General features: G+C 69.5%; 17 protein-coding genes and 1 tRNA gene. 5 read left to right on the top strand and 13 right to left on the bottom strand.

From position 1 onward, the window contains the following. Window positions 1-7: 7 nt before the first annotated feature. A complete protein-coding gene (locus ACZ4IF_RS10750) occupies window positions 8-1,582 on the bottom strand; it encodes a hypothetical protein (protein ID WP_467561471.1) in 1,575 nt (524 codons plus the stop codon). Between the two features lie 293 nt (window positions 1,583-1,875). Further along, complete coding sequence (locus ACZ4IF_RS10745; RefSeq protein WP_003999697.1) at window positions 1,876-2,004, bottom strand: DLW-39 family protein; 129 nt, start codon at window positions 2,002-2,004, stop codon at window positions 1,876-1,878. Window positions 2,005-2,343: 339 nt separating this feature from the next. On the opposite strand from ACZ4IF_RS10745, the gene ACZ4IF_RS10740 reads away from it, so the two are divergent. After that, window positions 2,344-2,733 carry a DUF6344 domain-containing protein gene (locus tag ACZ4IF_RS10740; RefSeq protein ID WP_467561469.1) on the top strand — a complete coding sequence of 130 codons (390 nt, stop codon included), beginning with the start codon at window positions 2,344-2,346 and terminating at the stop codon, window positions 2,731-2,733. Window positions 2,734-2,755: 22 nt separating this feature from the next. Here ACZ4IF_RS10740 and ACZ4IF_RS10735 read toward each other — a convergent pair whose 3' ends face one another. Together ACZ4IF_RS10735 and ACZ4IF_RS10730 are read right to left on the bottom strand one after the other, a co-directional pair. Next, window positions 2,756-2,989: a hypothetical protein gene (locus ACZ4IF_RS10735; RefSeq protein WP_467561467.1), complete on the bottom strand. Its 234-nt coding sequence runs from the start codon at window positions 2,987-2,989 to the stop codon at window positions 2,756-2,758. A gap of 403 nt (window positions 2,990-3,392) precedes the next feature. After that, complete coding sequence (locus tag ACZ4IF_RS10730; RefSeq protein ID WP_028799379.1) at window positions 3,393-3,815, bottom strand: helix-turn-helix domain-containing protein; 423 nt, start codon at window positions 3,813-3,815, stop codon at window positions 3,393-3,395. A gap of 371 nt (window positions 3,816-4,186) precedes the next feature. On the opposite strand from ACZ4IF_RS10730, the gene ACZ4IF_RS10725 reads away from it, so the two are divergent. The 4 genes from ACZ4IF_RS10725 to ACZ4IF_RS10710 all read left to right on the top strand — a co-directional run bounded on the left by ACZ4IF_RS10725 (window position 4,187) and on the right by ACZ4IF_RS10710 (window position 7,027). Then, window positions 4,187-4,780 carry an RNA polymerase sigma factor gene (locus ACZ4IF_RS10725; RefSeq protein WP_467561464.1) on the top strand — a complete coding sequence of 198 codons (594 nt, stop codon included), beginning with the start codon at window positions 4,187-4,189 and terminating at the stop codon, window positions 4,778-4,780. Then, the gene (locus ACZ4IF_RS10720; RefSeq protein ID WP_467561462.1) at window positions 4,777-5,589 is read left to right on the top strand and encodes a BN159_2729 family protein; all 813 of its coding nucleotides are present in this window, start codon (window positions 4,777-4,779) and stop codon (window positions 5,587-5,589) included. The genes ACZ4IF_RS10725 and ACZ4IF_RS10720 overlap by 4 nt, the downstream gene beginning before the upstream one ends. Before the next feature lie 89 nt (window positions 5,590-5,678). Next, the gene (locus ACZ4IF_RS10715) at window positions 5,679-6,263 is read left to right on the top strand and encodes a WhiB family transcriptional regulator (RefSeq protein ID WP_467561460.1); all 585 of its coding nucleotides are present in this window, start codon (window positions 5,679-5,681) and stop codon (window positions 6,261-6,263) included. Between the two features lie 131 nt (window positions 6,264-6,394). Next, window positions 6,395-7,027 (top strand): hypothetical protein, encoded by a 633-nt coding sequence (locus ACZ4IF_RS10710; protein WP_467561458.1) that lies wholly within the window; start codon window positions 6,395-6,397, stop codon window positions 7,025-7,027. Between the two features lie 118 nt (window positions 7,028-7,145). Here the strand turns inward: ACZ4IF_RS10710 and ACZ4IF_RS10705 are convergent, their stop codons facing one another. The 9 genes from ACZ4IF_RS10705 to dnaN all read right to left on the bottom strand — a co-directional run bounded on the left by ACZ4IF_RS10705 (window position 7,146) and on the right by dnaN (window position 19,126). Next, window positions 7,146-8,576 (bottom strand): PA14 domain-containing protein, encoded by a 1,431-nt coding sequence (locus ACZ4IF_RS10705; protein WP_467561456.1) that lies wholly within the window; start codon window positions 8,574-8,576, stop codon window positions 7,146-7,148. Between the two features lie 260 nt (window positions 8,577-8,836). Further along, a tRNA-Ile gene (locus ACZ4IF_RS10700) sits at window positions 8,837-8,913 on the bottom strand. 101 nt (window positions 8,914-9,014) lie between these two features. After that, window positions 9,015-9,704: a DUF3566 domain-containing protein gene (locus ACZ4IF_RS10695; RefSeq protein WP_359489011.1), complete on the bottom strand. Its 690-nt coding sequence runs from the start codon at window positions 9,702-9,704 to the stop codon at window positions 9,015-9,017. A gap of 18 nt (window positions 9,705-9,722) precedes the next feature. Then, window positions 9,723-12,317: a DNA gyrase subunit A gene (gene gyrA / locus ACZ4IF_RS10690; RefSeq protein WP_467561453.1), complete on the bottom strand. Its 2,595-nt coding sequence runs from the start codon at window positions 12,315-12,317 to the stop codon at window positions 9,723-9,725. 42 nt (window positions 12,318-12,359) lie between these two features. After that, window positions 12,360-14,423: a DNA topoisomerase (ATP-hydrolyzing) subunit B gene (gene gyrB, locus ACZ4IF_RS10685; protein WP_467561451.1), complete on the bottom strand. Its 2,064-nt coding sequence runs from the start codon at window positions 14,421-14,423 to the stop codon at window positions 12,360-12,362. A 682-nt stretch (window positions 14,424-15,105) separates the two neighbouring features. Next, window positions 15,106-15,684 (bottom strand): DciA family protein, encoded by a 579-nt coding sequence (locus ACZ4IF_RS10680; protein WP_467561449.1) that lies wholly within the window; start codon window positions 15,682-15,684, stop codon window positions 15,106-15,108. Then, window positions 15,681-16,802 carry a DNA replication/repair protein RecF gene (gene recF, locus ACZ4IF_RS10675; RefSeq protein WP_359489005.1) on the bottom strand — a complete coding sequence of 374 codons (1,122 nt, stop codon included), beginning with the start codon at window positions 16,800-16,802 and terminating at the stop codon, window positions 15,681-15,683. The genes ACZ4IF_RS10680 and recF overlap by 4 nt, the downstream gene beginning before the upstream one ends. Window positions 16,803-16,930: 128 nt before the next feature. Continuing rightward, the gene (gnd, locus tag ACZ4IF_RS10670) at window positions 16,931-17,806 is read right to left on the bottom strand and encodes a phosphogluconate dehydrogenase (NAD(+)-dependent, decarboxylating) (RefSeq protein WP_345640193.1); all 876 of its coding nucleotides are present in this window, start codon (window positions 17,804-17,806) and stop codon (window positions 16,931-16,933) included. A gap of 189 nt (window positions 17,807-17,995) precedes the next feature. After that, window positions 17,996-19,126 (bottom strand): DNA polymerase III subunit beta, encoded by a 1,131-nt coding sequence (gene dnaN / locus ACZ4IF_RS10665; protein ID WP_095935448.1) that lies wholly within the window; start codon window positions 19,124-19,126, stop codon window positions 17,996-17,998. Window positions 19,127-20,069: the final 943 nt, after the last annotated feature.

Genomic DNA, 20,069 nt, shown 5'->3' with positions numbered 1-20,069 from the left:
GACGGCGCTACCAACTCCTCGGCGCCGCCCCGCGTTCCCAAGGCGCCGGCACCGCGGCCGAGGCCGTGTCCGCGTCCTCGGGTGCGGGAACGGACCGCCGCCGCGCGAGCACCGTCCACACCCCGAGGATCAGCATCAGCAGGCTCCCCGTGCCGATCCCGCCCGCGGCGACCACCCTCATCGTGGAGCCGTCGCTGCCGGCGCCCGTGCCGTCGGCCCGGTCACTGCCGCCGCCCCCGGGACTCGCACCGCCCACCGAGCCGTCGGCGTCGGCCCCGTCGTCGGCCTGGTCGTCGGAGTCGTCCGCCGGGACGTCGAACGCGTCGCGGGGTTCGGGTCGCCCCGCGTACGACGGCCCGGCCCGCACGGCACCGTACCTGCGCACGCTCAGCGTCAGCCCCAGCGGCCCGTCGCCGAAGCGGTCGGCGACCTGAGCGGCGAGATGGACGACGAGGTAGTAGGAGCCCGCGAACCGCATGCCACTCACCCGGTCGCTGAGGGCGTACCGGTTCTCGTAGGCGACCGCGGGCAGCGGTTCGAGCGCGGCGGACCGCTGCCCGCCGTCGTATCCGGAGCCGACGTCGTCCACGAAGCCGCGCACGGGGTTGTAGAGGGACATGACGAGCGCGGTGCCCACCGAGCCCTCGCCCCGGTCCGAACTGCCCAGCTCGGCGGTGGCGTACAACTGTTGTCCCCAGTCGAGCGGCACCTTGTAGAACAGCGTCTGCCCGGGGCTGATCCCGTCCTGCCAGATGCCCTGGCGCAACGACGTCGCGGTGCTGAACCCGGCGCCACCGCGGCGGCGCCGGGGGTCGCCCGTGAGGGGTTCCGGTGGGGCGGAGTTCCAGGTCTCCGGGGCGGTCGTCGAGCCGGCCTTCCGCAGGCCCGGCTCCGAGACGTAGTCGAGTTCCAGGTCCCAGACGCCGGACGAGGACCCGGCCGTGCCGCTGCGTTCGACGACCACGTAGTACGTCCCCGCCGTCCGGCACGCGTACGGACGACCGCTCGTCTCCCGGGTCGCCCAGGCGGCGATCGGGTGGGAGCTCTGCGTGGCGCCGAAGTGCGCCGTCCCGGAGAAGGAGCAGTTGCGGCTGTTGCCGTCCTGCACGGACACCTTGATGCCGTCGGAGTAGGAGATGCTCGTACCCGGCCTGGGGACGGCGGTGGCGGAGACGTAGGCGCTGGACACGTCGTCGAGCACCAGGCGGTAGTAGAGCTTGCCGTCCTTGCCGATGGAGCTCCGGTAGGGCTTGCCCGGCTCCAGTCGTGCGGCGCCCGTGGTACCGGTGGCGCCGTCGACACTCGTGACGTCCTCGGCGAAGGCGTACGGCGTCGGTTCCGCGTCGGCCACGGCATCCCTGGCCGTAAGCGCCGTACGCGCGCCACCCCCGTCGGCGCCGACCGTGCGCATCGTGCCCGCGTCCGCCACGATCGGGCGCGTGCCACCGCGGTCGCCCCCGACCGGCTGCGTGCCGGCCGCGTCGGCCGTGCCGGTCTGCCAGGTCGGCACGAGCACCGCGACCAGCGCGGCTCCGGCAGCCGGCAGCGCCCGGCCGAGCCACCACACCGTGCGCCGCCCCATCACGCGCCACCCCTCGTCAAGGCCCCGGAATCGTGGGCCCATCCTGCCCCGCCCGCCACCGCACCACCCGCGCTATCCGCACAAGCGGCCGAAACGGCGCGTACGCCCAAGATGCGCACGGTCCTCGTCGCGCGGTGCGCCGCCCCCACGCAGGCCGTCGGTCGTCTCTTCGTGGGCCGTGGAGAACCGACTCGTGTGCCGTGGAGAACCGGCGGCGCCACAAACGCCCGCGGAGAACACAAAACCCCGACCGCGAGGGCGGCCGGGGTCTGCTCTGAGACTGTTGTCGATACTCACGAACCCGTGGGCACGGAGTCAGTCGCCTCCGTCCACAGATCCTGCTCGGCGCGATCCGCCTGGATCTGGCGGTACACGAGGAGCCCGCCGATGGCGGCCAGTGCGACCAGGAGAAGCTTCTTCACCGCGCGACCTCGTCTTTCGTTGACGTAGGGGACCTCTGGCGCCCGACTATACACACCGACCGATATCGATCGGTGACCTGCGTCGGCCCCCCAACTCGCGGCCGGGACAGCGCAGTAGAAGTCACTCGATCCGCTGCGACCAGAGGGTGAGCACGCCTCCACGGACGGTGATTTTGTCCCCTCTAAGCCCTTCTCCTCCACTTTGCAGCTCTCATGCACCCATCCGAGTGGGTGTTCATCGGAAGATCGACGCGCCACGAGCGTGGGTCCACCACTTCGAGGGCCCCATACACATCATGAGGAAAGTACGCAAATCGCCCAACCCGAAAGTGAGGGAACATGGCCAGGAACCAGGTCATGAAACTGTGGACCGCCATCGTCACCGCCTTCCTCGCCCTGTGCACGACACTCGGCCTCGTCACCACGACCGCCGCCGCGGCGGTACCCCAGCCCGAGCCCGAGCGCAACACCAGCGTCCCGGCCGCGACGCTCCCGGAGCTGCCGCCCTGGGGCTGGTCGCCGACCTCGTCAGCCGACAGAGGGCTTCCGCCGACGATGAAGCAGCGCATCCGCGCCGAGGCACACGGCTCTTCCCCCGCATGCCGTCATCGCCCCTCCACGGACACGACTGCCTTCATGAACGCGCTGACCGACTCCACGGCCGCCACCGACCACGTCGACACGGCCGGCTCCACCTCCATGGTCGGCTGCCACACCGGTACACAGTGACGGGCATCGGCTGCTCTGCGTGTCAGCGGGTGTCAGGCGCCTCGACCGCACCGAGAAATGCGAGTTCGCCGGGCAGTTCCACTCGTGTGCCGCAGAAGCAGAGAAGTGCCGCGTCGGCAGTGGCAGGCGCACCGAGGTCGATCGTGAGGATCTCCTGCACTTCCCGCAGCAGTTCGCCGGTCTCGCTGCCTCTCGCCACGAGGATGCTGACCTCGTCAGGGTCCCAGACGGCGATTTTCGGCAGATCGTCCGCCACGCAGATCAGGATGCACACAACTACCTCCCCAGGGAATGACCCCAGGCATAAAGTGATCCCGCTCCGGGAGGCCAGCGGCCCTCCGTTCGTACTCACGCGTCCAAGCCATGCCAGAGCCGTAGAAGTGTTCCGCCCGGATGTCCGCACCGTGGAGAACACGGTCGCACCACGATCGGAACGCCTCATCGGCAAGGCCGTGCACCGGACCACCTCCAGGACTTCCCACGGATGCGTCCGGGCCCACCGGCCGACGCAGGCCCTTCCAACGACGAACGACCCGCGGACGGCATACGGCCCGCGGACGGCATACGACCTTCAGGCGACGGACGGCCTGCGCACGACGAGTCGGTCTCAGACCTGAACGACTCGCAGACCGTGAACGACCTTCAGACGTGAGCCACTTTCAGATGACGCGACTGAGCTGGAGCATCGCCTCGGCGTTCTTGACCAGGGCGCGCTGCCTGGACTCGGGCAGTTGCCGGTAGAGCTTCAGCAGTTGGGCCTCCCGCTCGTCCCCACTGGGGCCGGGAACCGGTCGGCCGACAGTCGCGAAGAATTCCCGCGGCGTGGTCTTCACGCCCCAACGACGGAACACTTCCACCATCGCGCGGAGCTTCTCGGGATCGATACGGGACGTTCCACGGGTCCGATTCATCCACGCGTTGAGCGTGGGATACGAGATGCCGGCCTGCTCGGCCAGATCCTTCTGCGTCCTGTCCGGCACCTGAGCAAGGAGACGTTCCAGCAGTGCGGCAAGGTCCTCACCCCCGTGGGCGACACCCTCGCCGGAGCCGGGTTCGCCGGGTTGATGAGGCTGCTTGGTCACGTTCCCGAGCATCGACCAACAACATCCACATGCGCAAGTAGATCGCAGATTGACATCCGGCTTTCTCGGAGCACGGAGCACTCCACCCTGTTCACGCACCACCGCACGCCCCACACCCCTCGTAGCCAGTTCGCGCGGGCCTCACGCTCTTGACGGAATCTACATCTACATGAATACTGCAGATCGCATCGGTCACGTGAGCCCCCGTCGCCCCAGCCGCCGCGCGGCGACAGGCGGATCACGCATCTCGCACTACCCCTCACTCACGTCACATGAATCTACATCTACACGAAGATTGAGTACTTCTCGTTCCGGCCCGCGGAGCCATACGCCGAATCCACGAACCTCTGTGACATAGGAGCGCACCAGCCGTGTCCCCACAGATCACATCTGAGACCAGGCCGCCGGAAGCGGCGGAGCCCGAATGCGTCGCACGGGCCCGTGCCGGCGACCGCGCGGCCTTCGCCGCGCTGTACGAGGAACACTGGAGATCCGTGTACCGCTACCTGCTCCTGCGGACACGGAACCGGCACCTCGCCGAGGACCTCACCCAGGAGGTCTTCGCACGGGCCCTGCGCCGCATCGGCGCCTTCACCTGGCAGGGCGTCACGTTCGCCGCCTGGCTTCTCACCATCGCCAGGAACCTGCACCTCGACGAGGTGCGGACGAGCCGCACCCGACTGGAGACCCTGGTCCCCGAACCCGCGCACGTCGACGGGTCCGACCGGAGCGCCGAATCCTCCGCCCTGCGCGTGCTGGAGGCGGTCGAGGCGTGCGACACCGTACGGAACGCGCTGAACACCCTCGGCCCTCATCAGCGACGGTGCCTGGAGCTCCGCTTCCTCGGCGGCATGTCCCCCGCGGAGACGGCACGCACGATGGGCCGCAGCGTCGGTGTGGTCAGAGGGCTGACCTTCCGCGCGTTACGAAAGGTGTGGACGTCGACGGAGGCGAACGCGGCGTGAACCGAAACCTCCCCCATGCCGTCCGGGTGATCCGTGCGGCCCTGGCGGCCGGTGGCCTGGATCCGGTCGCCGCGGCGGCCCACGCCCTCGACGGCGAGCACCTGCTGGTCGATCCTGAACGGTCCTACGGCATCGTGCTGCACCGCACCCCGGCCGGCGGCTGGTCGTGCGGGCTCCGCGGCCTGACGGCCCTGGAACGCCGTGCACACGCCTGGGACGCGTCCTGCGCGCACGCCCGCCGCCTCGCGGCCGCCATCGAGCAGCACATCGGCCGGCACCAGGACTTCCACAGCGTCCGGGCGGACGGCGACCGGGTGCGCGTCGTGCTGCATGTCGTCGACCGGGACCAATGGAAGCGGTGGCGCGCGCACTTCGGCATCCCCCACACCACCGAGCGGCTCCTGCCGCACGCGGTGACGGGCGAGTGCCGGTACGAAGGGGTGCGGATCTCGGTGCTGGCGCACCGGCCGCGCCGGACACCGCACGACGCACAAGGCACGCCACCAACCGGGCCGTTCGAGTTCGAGGGCCTGAGGTACGACCTGGCGGTGCCTCAGCGCGACGCGCACGGCAACGTCTGGTACTTCCAGGGCTGGAGCACCGACGACGGCATGCCGCTGCTGTCGGTGGACGGGCGTCCCGAGCGGTGCTCGCTCGCCAATGTGGCCGCGTACATGGGCCCGTTGTCACCTTCCCGGGAGCCGGTGCGGAGCCCCGTCCCCGACGCGGCCGGCGGGCGCAGCCGCACGGGCCCGGCCGTGCGCGACCCCGTGGCCGTGCCGATGACGCGGCGCGGGCGCGCGCGATGAGTGCCCACGGCGACAGCTCCCGTGCCCCGGCCGCAGGCCGTCTCCCGGTCCGTGAAAGGGCCGCCGGCACCCGCGCAGAAGGACCGCGGATGAAGTCGGCCGCACCGCGCCCGGTCGAGGACCATGGCGTTCCGGGCTGGGAGTTGCGCGCCGCGTGCCGCGACGAGGACCCCGAACTGTGGTTCTCCGGCCGGACGCGTGAGACGGCCACGGCCCTGTGCAACGCGTGCCAGGTGCTTCCGGAGTGCCGTGCCGCCGTGCTGCGCCGTGAGGCCGGCCTGTCCCGGTGCGACCGGGCCGGCATCGTCGCGGGCCTGACCGGCTCCCAGCGCTACGAACTGGAGAAGCGCCGCGCCCGGGCCCGGCAGCCCGCGACGGTCGCCGCGCGGCCGGTCGAAGCCGGCCGCTCGCCTGGGGAGCCCGCGCCCTGCGGAACACGCGCGGCCTACCAGCGGCACGTGCGCAGGGGCGAGCCGGCCGACGAGGCGTGCCGGGCCGCCAATGCCCGCGACGCCCGCCTCTACCGGCGCACGGGGTCGACGGTGCGATCCACCGACGGTCCGGCGCGCGGCGGCCACGGCGGCCCGGCAGCGCCCGGCACCACCCCGGCCACTGTGCCTGCCCCTTTCCCCGCGCCTTCCCCCGTTCCTTCCTCCACGCCCGCCTCCGCCTGATCCGCACGGGCCGGGCCGGGGAGCGTCTCGGACACCGCGGGGACCACCCGCCCCGGCCCGGCCGACCCCCTTCGGGCGCCTCCCCGTCGAGGCCCCTGGTCCGCCTCCCGGACCGCACTCTGGAGCACCTCATGTCCCCTTCCCGCACGCCCCCGCCCCCTTCGTGGGATCCCGAGTACGCGCCGGAGGCGACCTGGGCCGCAGCGGCACGGTCCGGCCCACGGAGATCCCATCGCGCCCCCGGCTGCTTCCACGGTCTCCTCGACACCGTCCTGCGGCGCGGCCGCCCCGACCCGTATCCCGATGCGGCCGGTACCCCCGTACGGCACCCGTCGGACGTCCTGGACGCGGCCGGCCCGCACACCTCCCACCACGAGGTGACGCGCTGGCAGCGGCACGCCGACGCGTACGAGCGACTGAGCGACGGCCTGGACCGGGAGCGGGCGCATCTCCTCGCCTGGCTCGCGGCGCTGCACCCGGCGAGCGCCGTCGTCACCCCCGTGCCGGACGACGGCGACGGCGCCGGCTGGGAGGTCCTGCACCTGGTGGCCGGGGGCGAGGTGATGTCCTGGCCGATCTCCCCCAGGAACGCGCACCTGTTCCGTCACGCACCGCGGCGTACGCCGCGGCCGGGCGAGGCGTACCCCGTCGCGGACGACCGCGAGACGGAGGCGAAGTACGCGCACATCCGCCGGCACACCCGCCTGCTGGCTCTGGAGGACGGTGTGGCGGCGCTCGTCTCGGAACTGCGGCACGGCGGCTGACGAACCACCGTCCGCGGTGCTCGAGGCGGGTGACCGACACGAAGAAGGCCCCCGACCGTCATCGGTCGGGGGCCCTCGGACCGGTGGACCCACCCAAAGGGTGTGGCCCCCGTGCCTGTCAGCCGATCCGCACGGTCACGGTCTCGATCGTGCTGGACGGCGAGTAGTTCCCGGCCGCGTCATAGGTACGGGCCCGGTAGTCGTAGCTGCGTCCGTCGGCGGGCAGCGGGTCGCAGACGGTGGCCGTGGCGGTGGCGAGGCGCGGGTCGAACCCCTTGTGCAGGACCACCGACCAGGTGTCCGTCCCTGCTTCACGACGCTCGACCTCCAACCCGATGAAGTCGCGGATCGGGGCAGGCGTGCTGTCGCCGGCCGTCGCCTGGATGCCGCCCGCGCAGGTCCCCAGGGTCAGATCGGGGGCGTAGGCGGGGGCTGTGCCGTCGGGGATGTCCAGCCAGAGCTCGTTGGTGGCGGTCGAGTCGAGCCAGAGCGGGTTGTACGTGGTGGTGCCGCCGTCGTTGGTGACGAGGACGCGGTAGTGGCGCGTCTCGCCGTCCGCCGTGACGGGTCCGGTGGTCCAGGTGCTGCCCTTGGTCGTGCCGAGCGGGACCCACACGTAGGAGCCGTCCACCTTGTCGTTGCTCAGGACGGTGTAGTGGTCGAAGTGCGCCTCGGTGTTGAGGGGCCACTTCAGGGTGACGTTGCCGGTCGCCTTGTCGTAGCTGCCGGTCAGGGAGGCGACGACGGGCAGGGGGCGGACGATGGTGTCCGTGCTGCCCGACGAGGTGTTGCCCGCCTTGTCCTTGGCGCGGACCTCGTAGTAGTACGGCGTGCGGTCGTCGGGGTTGACCAGCGGGTCGGTGTGGCTGCGGGCGGTGGTCGTGGTGACCTTCGTCCAGGTGCCGGAACCGACGGGCCGCCGGTAGAGGGAGTAACCCGCCAGGTCCATCTCCTTGTTGGCGGACCAGGAGACGGTCGTCCTGCGGGTGCTGGTGTTGTAGGCGGTCTTCACGCCGGTGGGGGCGAGTGGCTTCGTCTTGTCGTACGTGGCCGAGGTCCGCGGGGTGTACGTGTACTTGACCTTCGCGGCGCCGGTCCAGTTCACGTAGTCGACGCGGAGGGTGTGCTTGCCGGAGGGGACGGTGAGATTGACGCTCTTGGAGCGGGCGGTGTCACCGGTGCCCTTCCACAGGTCGATCTTGCGGACGCCGTCCAGGTGGACGCGGACGCCGTCGGTGGCGGAGGCGGTGAACGTGAAGGGACCGCCGGAGCCGAAGTCACGGGTCACCGACCAGCGGACGCCGAAGCCGTTCGACGGCACTCCGGAGACCGGGCTGCCGGACCAGCTCTGGCTGATCTCGCTGTCGCAGTCGGTCTTCACCGGAGAGCCGGAGAACGAGGTGTTCTTGTAGAACGTCCGCTTGTAGACGTCGGTCGAGCAGGTGACGTCGGCGGCTGCCGCCTGCGGGGCGGCGGTCAGCAGGCTGCCGAGGACGACGGCGCACAGGGCACCACCGGTCCGGGCGGCTACAAGACTCTTCTGGTGCACGGAGGCCTTTCACGCTGTGCGGGACGAAGTACAGCGTGGAGACTCGTGAGCTCGGAGGAAGGTTGCACGGCGCACGCCCCGGCGTGAAGGGAGCTCGGAGCGCGATCGCCCGGCCCGTGGAACCCGTCGCCCTGCACCGGGCCGGGACCCGGTTCACCTCCCCCCGGCGCGCCATGAGCGCCCGGAGGATCCGACCGCCGGTCGACGGCGACCGTGGATGCAGAAGACCCCCGGTCCGTGTGGACCGGGGGCCTTTGTGCTGGTGGGGCTAACAGGATTTGAACCTGTGGCCTCATCCTTATCAGGGATGCGCTCTAACCAACTGAGCTATAGCCCCGCCGCGCTTTGCGGTGTGTGTCCCGCGCGCTGACCTCTGAAGATTAGCGCACGACGCGGCCAGTCCCAAAATCGATAGTCGGGAGACGTTTGAACGGGGGTTCACTCGTCCTCGGCGAGCGTCAGCTCGACACCGCCGACGAAGCCCGCGGAGAGGTTGTAGATGAACGCTCCGAGCGTGGCCAGCGCGGTCGCCAGGACCACGTCGATGACCGCGATGACGGACGTGAACATCAGGACGTGCGGGAGGGACAGGTACGACTGGAGGTCGAAGCCGTTGGACTCGTTCGACCCGGTCGCCTCGGAGATGGTGCCGCCGACGGTCGAGAAGACGCCCATCGCGTCCATGACCATCCACAGCACCGCCGACGCCACGATCGTGCAGATGCCGAGCGCGATGGAGAGCAGGAAGCTGACCTTCATCACCGACCAGGGGTCGGCCTTGGCCACCCGCAGCCGCGCCTTGCGCGTCCGCGGTGTCGTACGGGCGCCCGTACGCGGCCGACGCACCGCGCCCGAAGGCGTCTGGGCCGGGTAGGCCTGCGGCGGGTGATAGGGCTGGCCGGGCTGCTGGGGCTGTCGCTCCCCGGGCAGCGGCGAGCCCGGCGCCGGGGGCGCCCCTGCCGGGGCCGGCTGGCCGCCCGCGTACTGCTGGGCCTGCGGGCCTCGGGTGTCGGTCACAGTTCCCCCCTGGGAAACATGAGAGTCATGGGAGTCAGTCGCATCCGTGGCGGGGCCACGGCCGCCGTCCGTTTCCGTACCGGTCGATCCGGCGCCCGTGGCTCCGCTCACGATGACTCACTCCTCGCGCTACTCGGCCGAGGACTCCTCGCCCTCGTCCGTACCGATGGCCTCGGCGCCTTCGGCGGACTCGTCCACGGTGATGTCACCGTCGACCTCCTCCGCCTCACGACCGGCCTCGGCGTTACGAGCGATACCGACCACGGCATCGCGCTTGCCCAGGTTGATCAGCTGGACACCCATGGTGTCACGGCCCGTCTCCCTGACCTCGTTGACTCGCGTACGAATCACACCGCCCGACAGTGTGATGGCGAGGATCTCGTCGGTCTCCTCGACCACCAGCGCACCGACGAGGGAGCCGCGATCCTCGACGATCTTGGCGGCCTTGATACCGAGGCCACCGCGACCCTGGACGCGGTACTCGTCGACAGCGGTCCGCTTCGCGTACCCACCGTCTGTCGCAGTGAACACGAACGTACCGGGTCGAACAACATTCATCGAGAGAAGCTGATCGCCTTCGCGGAAACTCATCCCCTTGACGCCCGAGGTCGCACGGCCCATGGGGCGCAATGCGTCGTCCGTCGCGGTGAACCTGATCGACTGGGCCTTCTTGCTGATCAGCAGCAGATCGTCCTCGGCCGAGACGAGTTCGGCTCCGATCAGTTCGTCGTCGGAACCGTCTTCCGTCTCACGGAGGTTGATGGCGATGACGCCGCCCGAACGGGGCGAGTCGTAGTCCTTCAGAGGCGTCTTCTTCACCAGGCCGCCCTTGGTGGCCAGGACCAGGTAGGGCGCCGCCTCGTAGTCACGGATCGCGAGGATCTCGGCGATCGCCTCGTCCGGCTGGAAGGCCAGCAGGTTGGCGACGTGCTGACCGCGTGCGTCCCGGCCGGCGTCCGGGAGCTCGTAGGCCTTCGCACGGTAGACGCGGCCCTTGTTGGTGAAGAACAGCAGCCAGTGGTGCGTGGTCGACACGAAGAAGTGGTCGACGATGTCGTCTTCCTTGAGCTTCGTACCGCGTACGCCCTTGCCGCCGCGCTTCTGCGAGCGGTAGTCGTCCGTCTTGGTGCGCTTGACGTAGCCGCCGCGCGTGATGGTGACGACGATGTCCTCTTCGGCGATGAGGTCCTCGATGGACATGTCGCCGTCGAAGGGCACCAGCTTGGACCGGCGGTCGTCACCGAACTTCTCGACGATCGCGGCGAGCTCCTCGCTGATGATCCCGCGCTGACGCACGGGCGAGGCGAGGATCGCGTTGTACTCGGTGATCTTCGCCTGGAGCTCGTCGTGCTCCTGGATGATCTTCTGGCGCTCCAGAGCGGCGAGCCGGCGCAGCTGCATCTCGAGGATGGCGTTGGCCTGGATCTCGTCGATCTCCAGGAGGCCCATCAGGCCCTCGCGCGCGATCTCGACCGTGTCGCTGCGCCGGATCAGCGCGATGACCTCGTCGATGGCGTCCAGGGCCTTCAGCAGGCCGCGCAGGATGTGCGCGCGCTCCTCGGCCTTGCGCAGCCGGAACTTCGTCCGCCGGACGATGACCTCGATCTGGTGCGCCACCCAGTGGCGGATGAACGCGTCCAGGGAGAGGGTGCGCGGCACGCCGTCGACGAGCGCCAGCATGTTGGCACCGAAGTTCGTCTGCAGGTCGGTGTGCTTGTACAGGTTGTTCAGGACGACCTTGGCGACCGCGTCCCGCTTCAGGACGATGACCAGTCGCTGGCCGGTGCGCGACGAGGTCTCGTCACGGACGTCCGCGATGCCGCCGATCTTGCCGTCCTTGACGAGGTCGGCGATCTTCTGAGCGAGGTTGTCCGGGTTGACCTGGTAGGGGAGTTCGGTGACCACCAGGCACTGGCGGTTCTGGATCTCCTCGACCTCGACGACCGCGCGCATGGTGATCGAGCCGCGGCCCGTGCGGTACGCCTCCTCGATGCCCTTGCGGCCGACCACGAGAGCGCCGGTCGGGAAGTCGGGGCCCTTGATGCGCTCGATGAGGGCGTCCAGGAGCTCCTCGTGGGAGGCCTCCGGGTTCTCCAGGTACCACTGGGCGCCCGCCGCGACCTCGCGCAGGTTGTGCGGCGGGATGTTGGTGGCCATGCCGACCGCGATACCGGCGGAGCCGTTGATCAGCAGGTTCGGGAAGCGGGACGGCAGGACGGTCGGCTCCTGGGAGCGGCCGTCGTAGTTGTCCGTGAAGTCGACGGTCTCCTCGTCGATGTCGCGGACCATCTCCATGGACAGCGGCGCCATCTTGCACTCGGTGTAGCGCATGGCGGCGGCGGGGTCGTTGCCCGGGGAGCCGAAGTTGCCGTTGGAGTCCACCAGCGGCATGCGCATCGACCACGGCTGCGCGAGGCGGACCAGCGCGTCGTAGATCGAGGAGTCGCCGTGGGGGTGGTAGTTGCCCATGACGTCGCCGACGACGCGGGCGCACTTGTAGAAGCCCTTCTCGGGGCGGTAGCCGCCGTCGTACATGGCGTACAGGACGCGACGGTGGACGGGCTTGAGGCCGTCCCGCACGTCGGGCAGCGCACGCGACACGATGACGGACATCGCGTAGTCGAGGTACGAGCGCTGCATCTCCGTCTCGAGCCCGACGGGCTCGACACGCATGACGATCTCGCCGCCCTCTTCAGGCGTACTGGGGGTGTTCTCGTCGGCCATTGCTGGTGAAGATCCTTTCCGGTGCGGTCAGCTGAGACCGACTCAGATGTCGAGGAAGCGGACGTCCTTGGCGTTGCGCTGGATGAACGCGCGACGCGCCTCGACGTCCTCGCCCATCAGCACCGAGAACAGGTCGTCGGCCTGGGCGGCGTCGTCGAGAGTCACCTGGCCGAGGACGCGGTGCTCCTGGTCCATCGTCGTGATGCGCAGTTCCTCGGCGTTCATCTCACCGAGACCCTTGAAGCGCTGGATCGAGTCCTCCTTGACGCGCTTTCCGCGCTGGCGGCCCATCTCGAGCAGCGCGTCGCGCTCGCGGTCGGAGTACGCGTACTCCATGTCGTCCCGGCCCCACTTGATCTTGTAGAGCGGGGGACGGGAGAGGAACACGTGCCCGGCCTCGACCAGCGGCCGCATGAAGCGGAACAGGAAGGTCAGCAGCAGGGTGTTGATGTGCTGGCCGTCGACGTCGGCGTCCGCCATCAGGATGATCTTGTGATAGCGGAGCTTCTCGATGTCGAAGTCCTCGTGGACTCCGGTACCGAAGGCGGAGATCAGCGCCTGGATCTCCTGGTTCTGCAGGATCTTGTCGATCCGCGCCTTCTCGACGTTGAGGATCTTTCCTCGGATCGGGAGGATCGCCTGGTACTGCGGGTTGCGGCCGGACTTGGCCGAGCCGCCGGCGGAGTCACCCTCGACGATGAAGATCTCGCACTTGGTGGGGTCGTTCGACTGGCAGTCGGAGAGCTTTCCCGGCAGGGACGCCGACTCCAGCAGGCCCTTGCGGCGGGTGAGGTCACGCGCCTTGCGGGCCGCCACGCGCGCGGTGGCCGCCTGGATGGACTTGCGGATGATGTCCGCGGCCTCGTTCGGGTTGCGGTCGAGCCAGTCGTTGAGGTGCTCGTAGACCGCCTTCTGCACGAAGGTCTTGGCCTCCGTGTTGCCCAGCTTGGTCTTGGTCTGACCCTCGAACTGCGGCTCGCTCAGCTTGACCGAGATGATCGCGGTCAGACCCTCGCGGATGTCGTCGCCCGTGAGGTTGTCGTCCTTCTCGCGAAGCAGCTTCTTGTCGCGCGCGTACTTGTTGATCAGCGAGGTCAGCGCCGCACGGAAGCCCTCCTCGTGCGTGCCGCCCTCGTGGGTGTGGATGATGTTGGCGAAGGAGTAGACGCCCTCGCTGTAGCCGCTGTTCCACTGCATCGCGACTTCGAGGGAGAGGCTCTTGTCCTTGTCCTCCGCCTCCAGGTCGATGACGGTGGGGTGCACCACGTCTCCCTTGCGGGAGTTGAGGTACTTCACGAAGTCGACGATGCCGCCCTCGTAGTGGTACGTGACGGTCTTGACCTCGGCGGTCTCGTCCGCGCCCGCCTCGTCCGCCCCGGAGGTGGCCTTCGCCGACTCGCGCTCGTCAGTGAGTTTGATCGTCAAACCCTTGTTGAGGAACGCCATCTCCTGGAAGCGCCGCGAGAGCGTCTCGAAGGAGTACTCGGTGGTCTCGAAGATGTCCGGGTCGGCCCAGAAGGTGACCGACGTGCCCGTCTCCTCCGTGGCCTCGTGCTTGGCCAGCGGGGCGGTCGGGACGCCCATCTTGTAGTCCTGCGTGTGGCGGTGGCCGTCGGTCCTGACCTCGACGGAGACCTTGCTCGACAGGGCGTTCACGACGGAGACGCCGACGCCGTGCAGACCACCGGAGACCGCGTAGCCGCCGCCGCCGAACTTGCCGCCCGCGTGCAGCACGGTCAGCACGACCTCGAGGGCCGGCTTGCCCTCCGAGGCGACGATGCCCACCGGGATGCCTCGGCCGTTGTCGACGACGCGGACGCCGCCGTCGGCCAGGATCGTCACCTCGATGGTGTCCGCGTGGCCGGCCAGCGCCTCGTCGACGGAGTTGTCGACGACCTCGTACACGAGGTGGTGAAGTCCGCGCTCACCGGTCGAGCCGATGTACATGCCGGGTCGCTTGCGGACCGCGTCCAGACCCTCGAGGACGGTGATGGCGCTGGCGTCGTACGAGGATGTGACCTCGCCAGTGGCGCCGGCGTCGGTGGACGGGATGTTCTCGTTGGGGTTGCCGGAATCGGCCACGAAGCGCCCTTTCTGGCACAGCACAAGCCAAGCTCCCGGCGGGTGGCCGGAGCGGCTGCGGCGTGTTGCGTTGGTAAGCCTTAGTCAGCGTTGCTCGGTGTGTCCCACAAGTGGGGCGGGATTAGCCTCCAGTCTACCGGTAGCGCCGACAGTGATGGGGGTTTGCCGGTACCTGAGTCCGCATGTGCCGCCCTGAACCGGTCTCGGCCGACTCCCCATATACGGCCCCGGGCCCAAAGAGGCTCACAGCGGCACTCAGCGCTTCCGGCTGTCAACCCTTGGCTACTGCGGAGTCAGGTCGGTGTTCGCAACCGCATGGGGTGGAACCGCGCCGGGCCCCGGAGCGGGGCGGGAGCGACCTCCGAGGGAACTCGGTGATCCCTCGCGACAGCCGACGATCTGCGGATCGCCACAGGTCAGAAGGCTTTCCGGCCTCCGGAGGTCTCCGGCGGCACGACCCCCACGGCAGGTGGTTCGAACCGTGCGCGCGTCCGGCGGGTCCTCCGGCCGGATGCGGCCGGGGCCGGCGCGGAGGGGGCGGACGGAGGGCGGGGGTGCGCCTCGGGCGGCCGCGCAGCGCGGGGCGCGTCCCCTGTGAAGGCGTGCGCCGGCTGTGACAGAAGTGTCGACCGAGGCCGAGGTATGGCCGAGACATTCCGTTCGGCTCGGGTGCGGCGCGCGAGTCGAGCGTGTCGGCCGAACGCGATCAGCCGTAGGTGTCGCCGGGGCCCGTGCTCCCGGGCGCGCGCAGCGGACCGAAGCGGCGGGCGGGGCCACCGGGGCCCTGCACCTTGATCAGGCGCACCGTGCCGTGCCCGAGGTCCTGGTTCAGCCGTGCGACCAGTTGCGGAGCCAGCAGCCGGAGCTGGGTCGCCCAGGCCGTCGAGTCGCACTGCACCGTCAGCACTCGCTCGGCCGGGTCGTCGTCGTACTTCACCGGCACGCAGTGCTTGGCCAGGTCGTCGCCGACGATCTGCGGCCAGCGGCCCATCACGCCGCCGACCGCGGCCGGGGTCTCCCAGCCGCGCTCGGTCAGCAGCCGGTTGATGGCGGAGCCGAGCGCCATGGGGTCGCGTCCGTCGGCGCGTGCGCCGGAGCGCAGGCCGCCGCCGCGCCGCGCCTGCTTCCGCTGCTGTGCGGCGTCCCCACGCGCGCGTGCCTGTTCCTTCGCCGCGCGCAGGGCCACGCGCGCGAGGTCGACACCGGAGGGCTCGGGGGTCTTGCCGCGGGCGTCTGCCGCGCCCTTCCCGGTGCCGGGTGTCGCGTCCGGTGTGTTCTCCGTCATACGCGTTCCACCGTGCCCTCGGACACGGCGTACCGCGTCCCCGTCAGTACGTCCGGTACGTCGTCGTCCACCGCGGCGGTCACCAGGACCTGCTCGCCCGGCGCGACGAGTTCCGCGAGGCGCTCCCTGCGGCGGCTGTCGAGCTCGGCGAACACGTCGTCCAGGACCAGCACGGGTTCGTTGCCCTCGGCCCTGAGCAGGTCGTACGAGGCCAGGCGCAGCGCCAGCGCGTACGACCAGGACTCGCCGTGCGAGGCGTACCCCTTGGCGGGCAGCTGACCGAGTTTGAGAAGCAGATCGTCACGGTGGGGCCCCACAAGGGTCACGCCCCGCTCGATCTCCTGTTTGCGGACCTCGGCGAGCGCCGCCATCAGCTGCTCGTACAGCTCCTCGCGCGCGTGCGCCTCGCCGGGGGCGGACGGCCGGTACTCCAGGGTGATCGGTCCACCGCCGGGAGCCAGCTGCTCGTAGGCCTTGTCGGCCAGCGGCTGGAGGGCGGCGACGAGGTCGAGTCGCTGGGCGAGCAGTTCGGCACCCACGCGCGCGAGGTGCTGGTCCCACACGTCGAGCGTCGACAGGTCCATGGTGCGTCCGCCGTGCCGGCGGGCCAGTGCGGCGGACTTCAGGAGCGTGTTGCGCTGTTTGAGGACCCGGTCGTAGTCCGAGCGGACGCCGGCCATGCGCGGGGAGCGGGCGGTGATCAGCTCGTCCAGGAACCGGCGCCGTTCGCCGGGGTCGCCCTTCACCAGGGCAAGGTCCTCCGGGGCGAACAGCACCGTCCGCACAATGCCCAGCACGTCACGCGGTCTGACCTGCGAGGACCTGTTGATGCGGGCTCGGTTGGCCTTGCCCGGGTTCAGCTCCAGCTCGACGAGCTGCTGCCGGTCGCCCTGCCGGACGTTGGCCCGGATGATGGCCCGGTCGGCGCCCATGCGGACCAGGGGTGCGTCGGAGGAGACACGATGGCTGCCGAGGGTCGCCAGATAGCCGACCGCCTCGACCAGGTTCGTCTTGCCCTGCCCATTGGGTCCCACGAACGCGGTGACGCCCGGGTCGAGCGGGACCTCGACCCGGGCGTACGAGCGGAAGTCGGCCAGCGACAGATGCGTGACGTGCATGGTCGTTCGCCGACCTCCCCCAGCGTGGTGTCTCGGTTCTCCCGAGGCCCGGGTCTCCCCGGCCCTCCGGTTTTCCCCCGGCTGTGGACAACCGGGTCGCCCCGGGTGTGGAGAACCCGGGGCTCGGATCAGGCCTTCTCTACGGCGTGGCCGCCGAACTGGTTGCGCAGCGCCGCGATCATCTTCATCTGCGGCGAGTCGTCCTGCCGCGACGCGAAGCGCGCGAACAGCGACGCGGTGATCGCCGGCAGCGGCACCGCGTGGTCGATGGCGGCTTCCACAGTCCAGCGTCCCTCGCCGGAATCCTGTGCATAACCCTTGAGCTTGTCCAGGTGCTCGTCCTCGTCCAGGGCGTTGACCGCGAGGTCGAGCAGCCAGGAGCGGATGACCGTGCCCTCCTGCCAGGAGCGGAAGACCTCGCGCACGTCCGTGACGGAGTCGACCTTCTCCAGCAGCTCCCAGCCCTCGGCGTAGGCCTGCATCATGGCGTACTCGATGCCGTTGTGGACCATCTTGGCGAAGTGGCCCGCGCCGACCTTGCCGGCGTGCACCGACCCGAAGTCGCCCTCGGGCTTGAGCGCGTCGAAGACCGGCTGCACCTTGGCGACGTTCTCCTTGTCGCCGCCGTACATCAGCGCATAGCCGTTCTCCAGGCCCCAGACACCGCCGGAGACGCCGCAGTCGACGAAGCCGATGCCCTTGATCCCCAGCTCCACGGCGTGCTTCTGGTCGTCCGTCCAGCGGGAATTGCCGCCGTCGACGACGACGTCGCCCGGCTCCAGCAGGGCGGCCAGCTCGTCGATGGTGGCCTGGGTCGCGGCACCGGCCGGGACCATGACCCACACCACGCGCGGGCCCTTCAGCTTGCCCACAAGTTCTTCGAGGCTGTGGACATCGGCGAGGTCCGGGTTGCGGTCGTATCCGATGACGGTGTGGCCTGCGCGGCGGATCCGCTCGCGCATGTTGCCGCCCATCTTGCCGAGGCCGACGAGACCGAGCTCCATCAGTGGTTCCTTAGGGTTGCGACGTGGCGTGAGGGCACTCTCGTGCCCGTGTCAGAGCCTAAGCCTGGCGGTACCACCCACGCCTTTCGGGCAGCGGGGGAACTTACGCACATCTGTGGGCATACCCGCTCAGACGGTCGCCTCATCGTGGACGCGCGCCGGACCCGGAGGCCCGGCGCGCGAGGAGACTCAGCCCGACAGTCGCACCGGCATGATCAGGTACTTGTAGGCCTCGTCGGCCTCCGCGTCGACGGCCGGCTTGCCGCTCAGCAGCGCCGGCTTCGTCGACGTCGTGAAGGACAGCTGGGCCACCGGAGAGTCGATGGCGCTCAGACCGTCGAGCAGGAACGTCGGGTTGAAGGCGATCGAGATGTCGTCGCCGTCCAGCTGGGCGTCGACCCTTTCCACAGCCTGTGCGTCGTCGCTGGAGCCGGCCTCCAGGATCAGCACGCCCTGCTCGAAGCTGAGGCGCACCGGGGTGTTCCGCTCGGCGACCAGTGCGACACGCTTGACGGCCTCGACGAAGGGGGCGGTCTCGATCACCGCGACCGAGTTGAACTCCGTCGGGAACAGCGTGCGGTACTTCGGGAGGTCGCCTTCGAGCAGACGGGTGGTCGTACGGCGTCCGGCGCCCTCGAAACCGATCAGGCCTTCGCCCGCGCCCGAGCCGGAGAGCGCCAGGATGACGCTGTCGCCGCTGGTGAGCGCCTTGGCGGTGTCCAGGAGCGTCTTGGCGGGCACCAGGGCGACCGCGGACGCGTCCGGGTTCTCCGGCTTCCACAGGAACTCGCGGACCGCGAAGCGGTAGCGGTCGGTGGAGGCGAGGGTGACGGTGTCGCCCTCGATCTCGATGCGCACACCGGTCAGGACGGGGAGCGTGTCGTCGCGGCCCGCGGCGATGGCGACCTGTGCGGCGGCGGAGGCGAAGACCTCACCGGGGACCGTGCCCGTCGCCGACGGCATCTGGGGAAGCGCCGGATACTCCTCCACAGGAAGGGTGTGGAGTGTGAATCGCGAGGAGCCACAGACCACGGTCGCCCGTACACCGTCTGTGGAAATCTCCACCGGTCGGTTGGGAAGAGCGCGGCAGATGTCCGCGAGCAGACGGCCGGAGACGAGGACCGTGCCCTCCTCGTCGACCTCCGCGTCCACGGAGACGCGCGCCGAGACCTCGTAGTCGAAGCTGGAGAGGCTCAGGGCGCCCTCCTCGGCCTTCAGCAGGAGGCCGGCGAGCACAGGCGCCGGCGGACGGGCCGGGAGACTGCGTGCCGCCCAGGCCACTGCCTCCGCGAGTACGTCGCGTTCCACCCGGATCTTCACCGTTGCCGCCTCCGTCTGTTGCCGGCGCTCTCGCCCTGCTGGCCTTCGTCGTCCCGGTGTCGCTCCGCCTTGTGAGGGGAAGGACACCGGGGACCAGTCTGACGCACCGCGCTGACAGTCGGTGCCCCTCGGGGTCAAGTCGTGCCGAGCGGCAGTCGAGCCGCCGAGAGCAAGTTGTGCACAGCCCCGTCTTCGAAACGATTCCCAGGCTCTCTCTAGTTGGGAGTAGTAGTAGGGCCTGTGGATACCGTGGATAACCGCGTTTTCGCAGGTCAGGTGGGATTTTTTGTCCACTGACCCTGTGGGCGGAGGCGGTGGACAACCGGGCGCTTCTGTGGACGACGAAAAGTTCTGCACACTCGATGCACAGCCTCGGGCCACTTCTCCCCAGCGCCGTCCCCAGCTTTACCCACGTTCCCCACAGCCCAACCCGGCACCTTGATGTGACGCCTTTCACTCGACACGGTGAGAAAGCGCGTCACGTTGCCGAACAGTGGACAGACGTGTGGAGAAGCTGGGGATCGCTGGGGACAACCGGCTGAAGCCTGTGGGTCGACGGTGGACAACTCCGTGCACACCCTGTGGATCTTTTCTTTGTCCACAGTCTGTGGAGAGTGGTCGTCCACGAATCCACAAGCGGTTGACCTGGTCTGATGGTCTTTCAACAGCTCCGCCTGTGGACACAGTCTGGACAACTTCCCAGTCCCCAGGGTGTGGACGCCAGAAAGTCACCGAATCTGTGGAGAGCGGCCGTAACCGGGCTCTTAATCGAACAGCTGATGACGCGCCGGTTGCGACGCTCACGGGCCGGACGACCCTCCGAGGGGGTGCCGGAGCCCTTCGGGGCGGCCTTTCGGAGCGTTTTCCAGCGGGCTCCTGTCGGCTCGGAGCGCTCGGAACCGGCGAGGGAAGCCCTCCTGTGGAACCGGCCGGAGCTTTCCGG

It is taken from the genome of Streptomyces sp. NPDC025784, from assembly GCF_055558435.1.
Note: the sequence above shows the minus strand (reverse complement) of the source record. Positions and strands in the feature narration are given on the sequence as shown.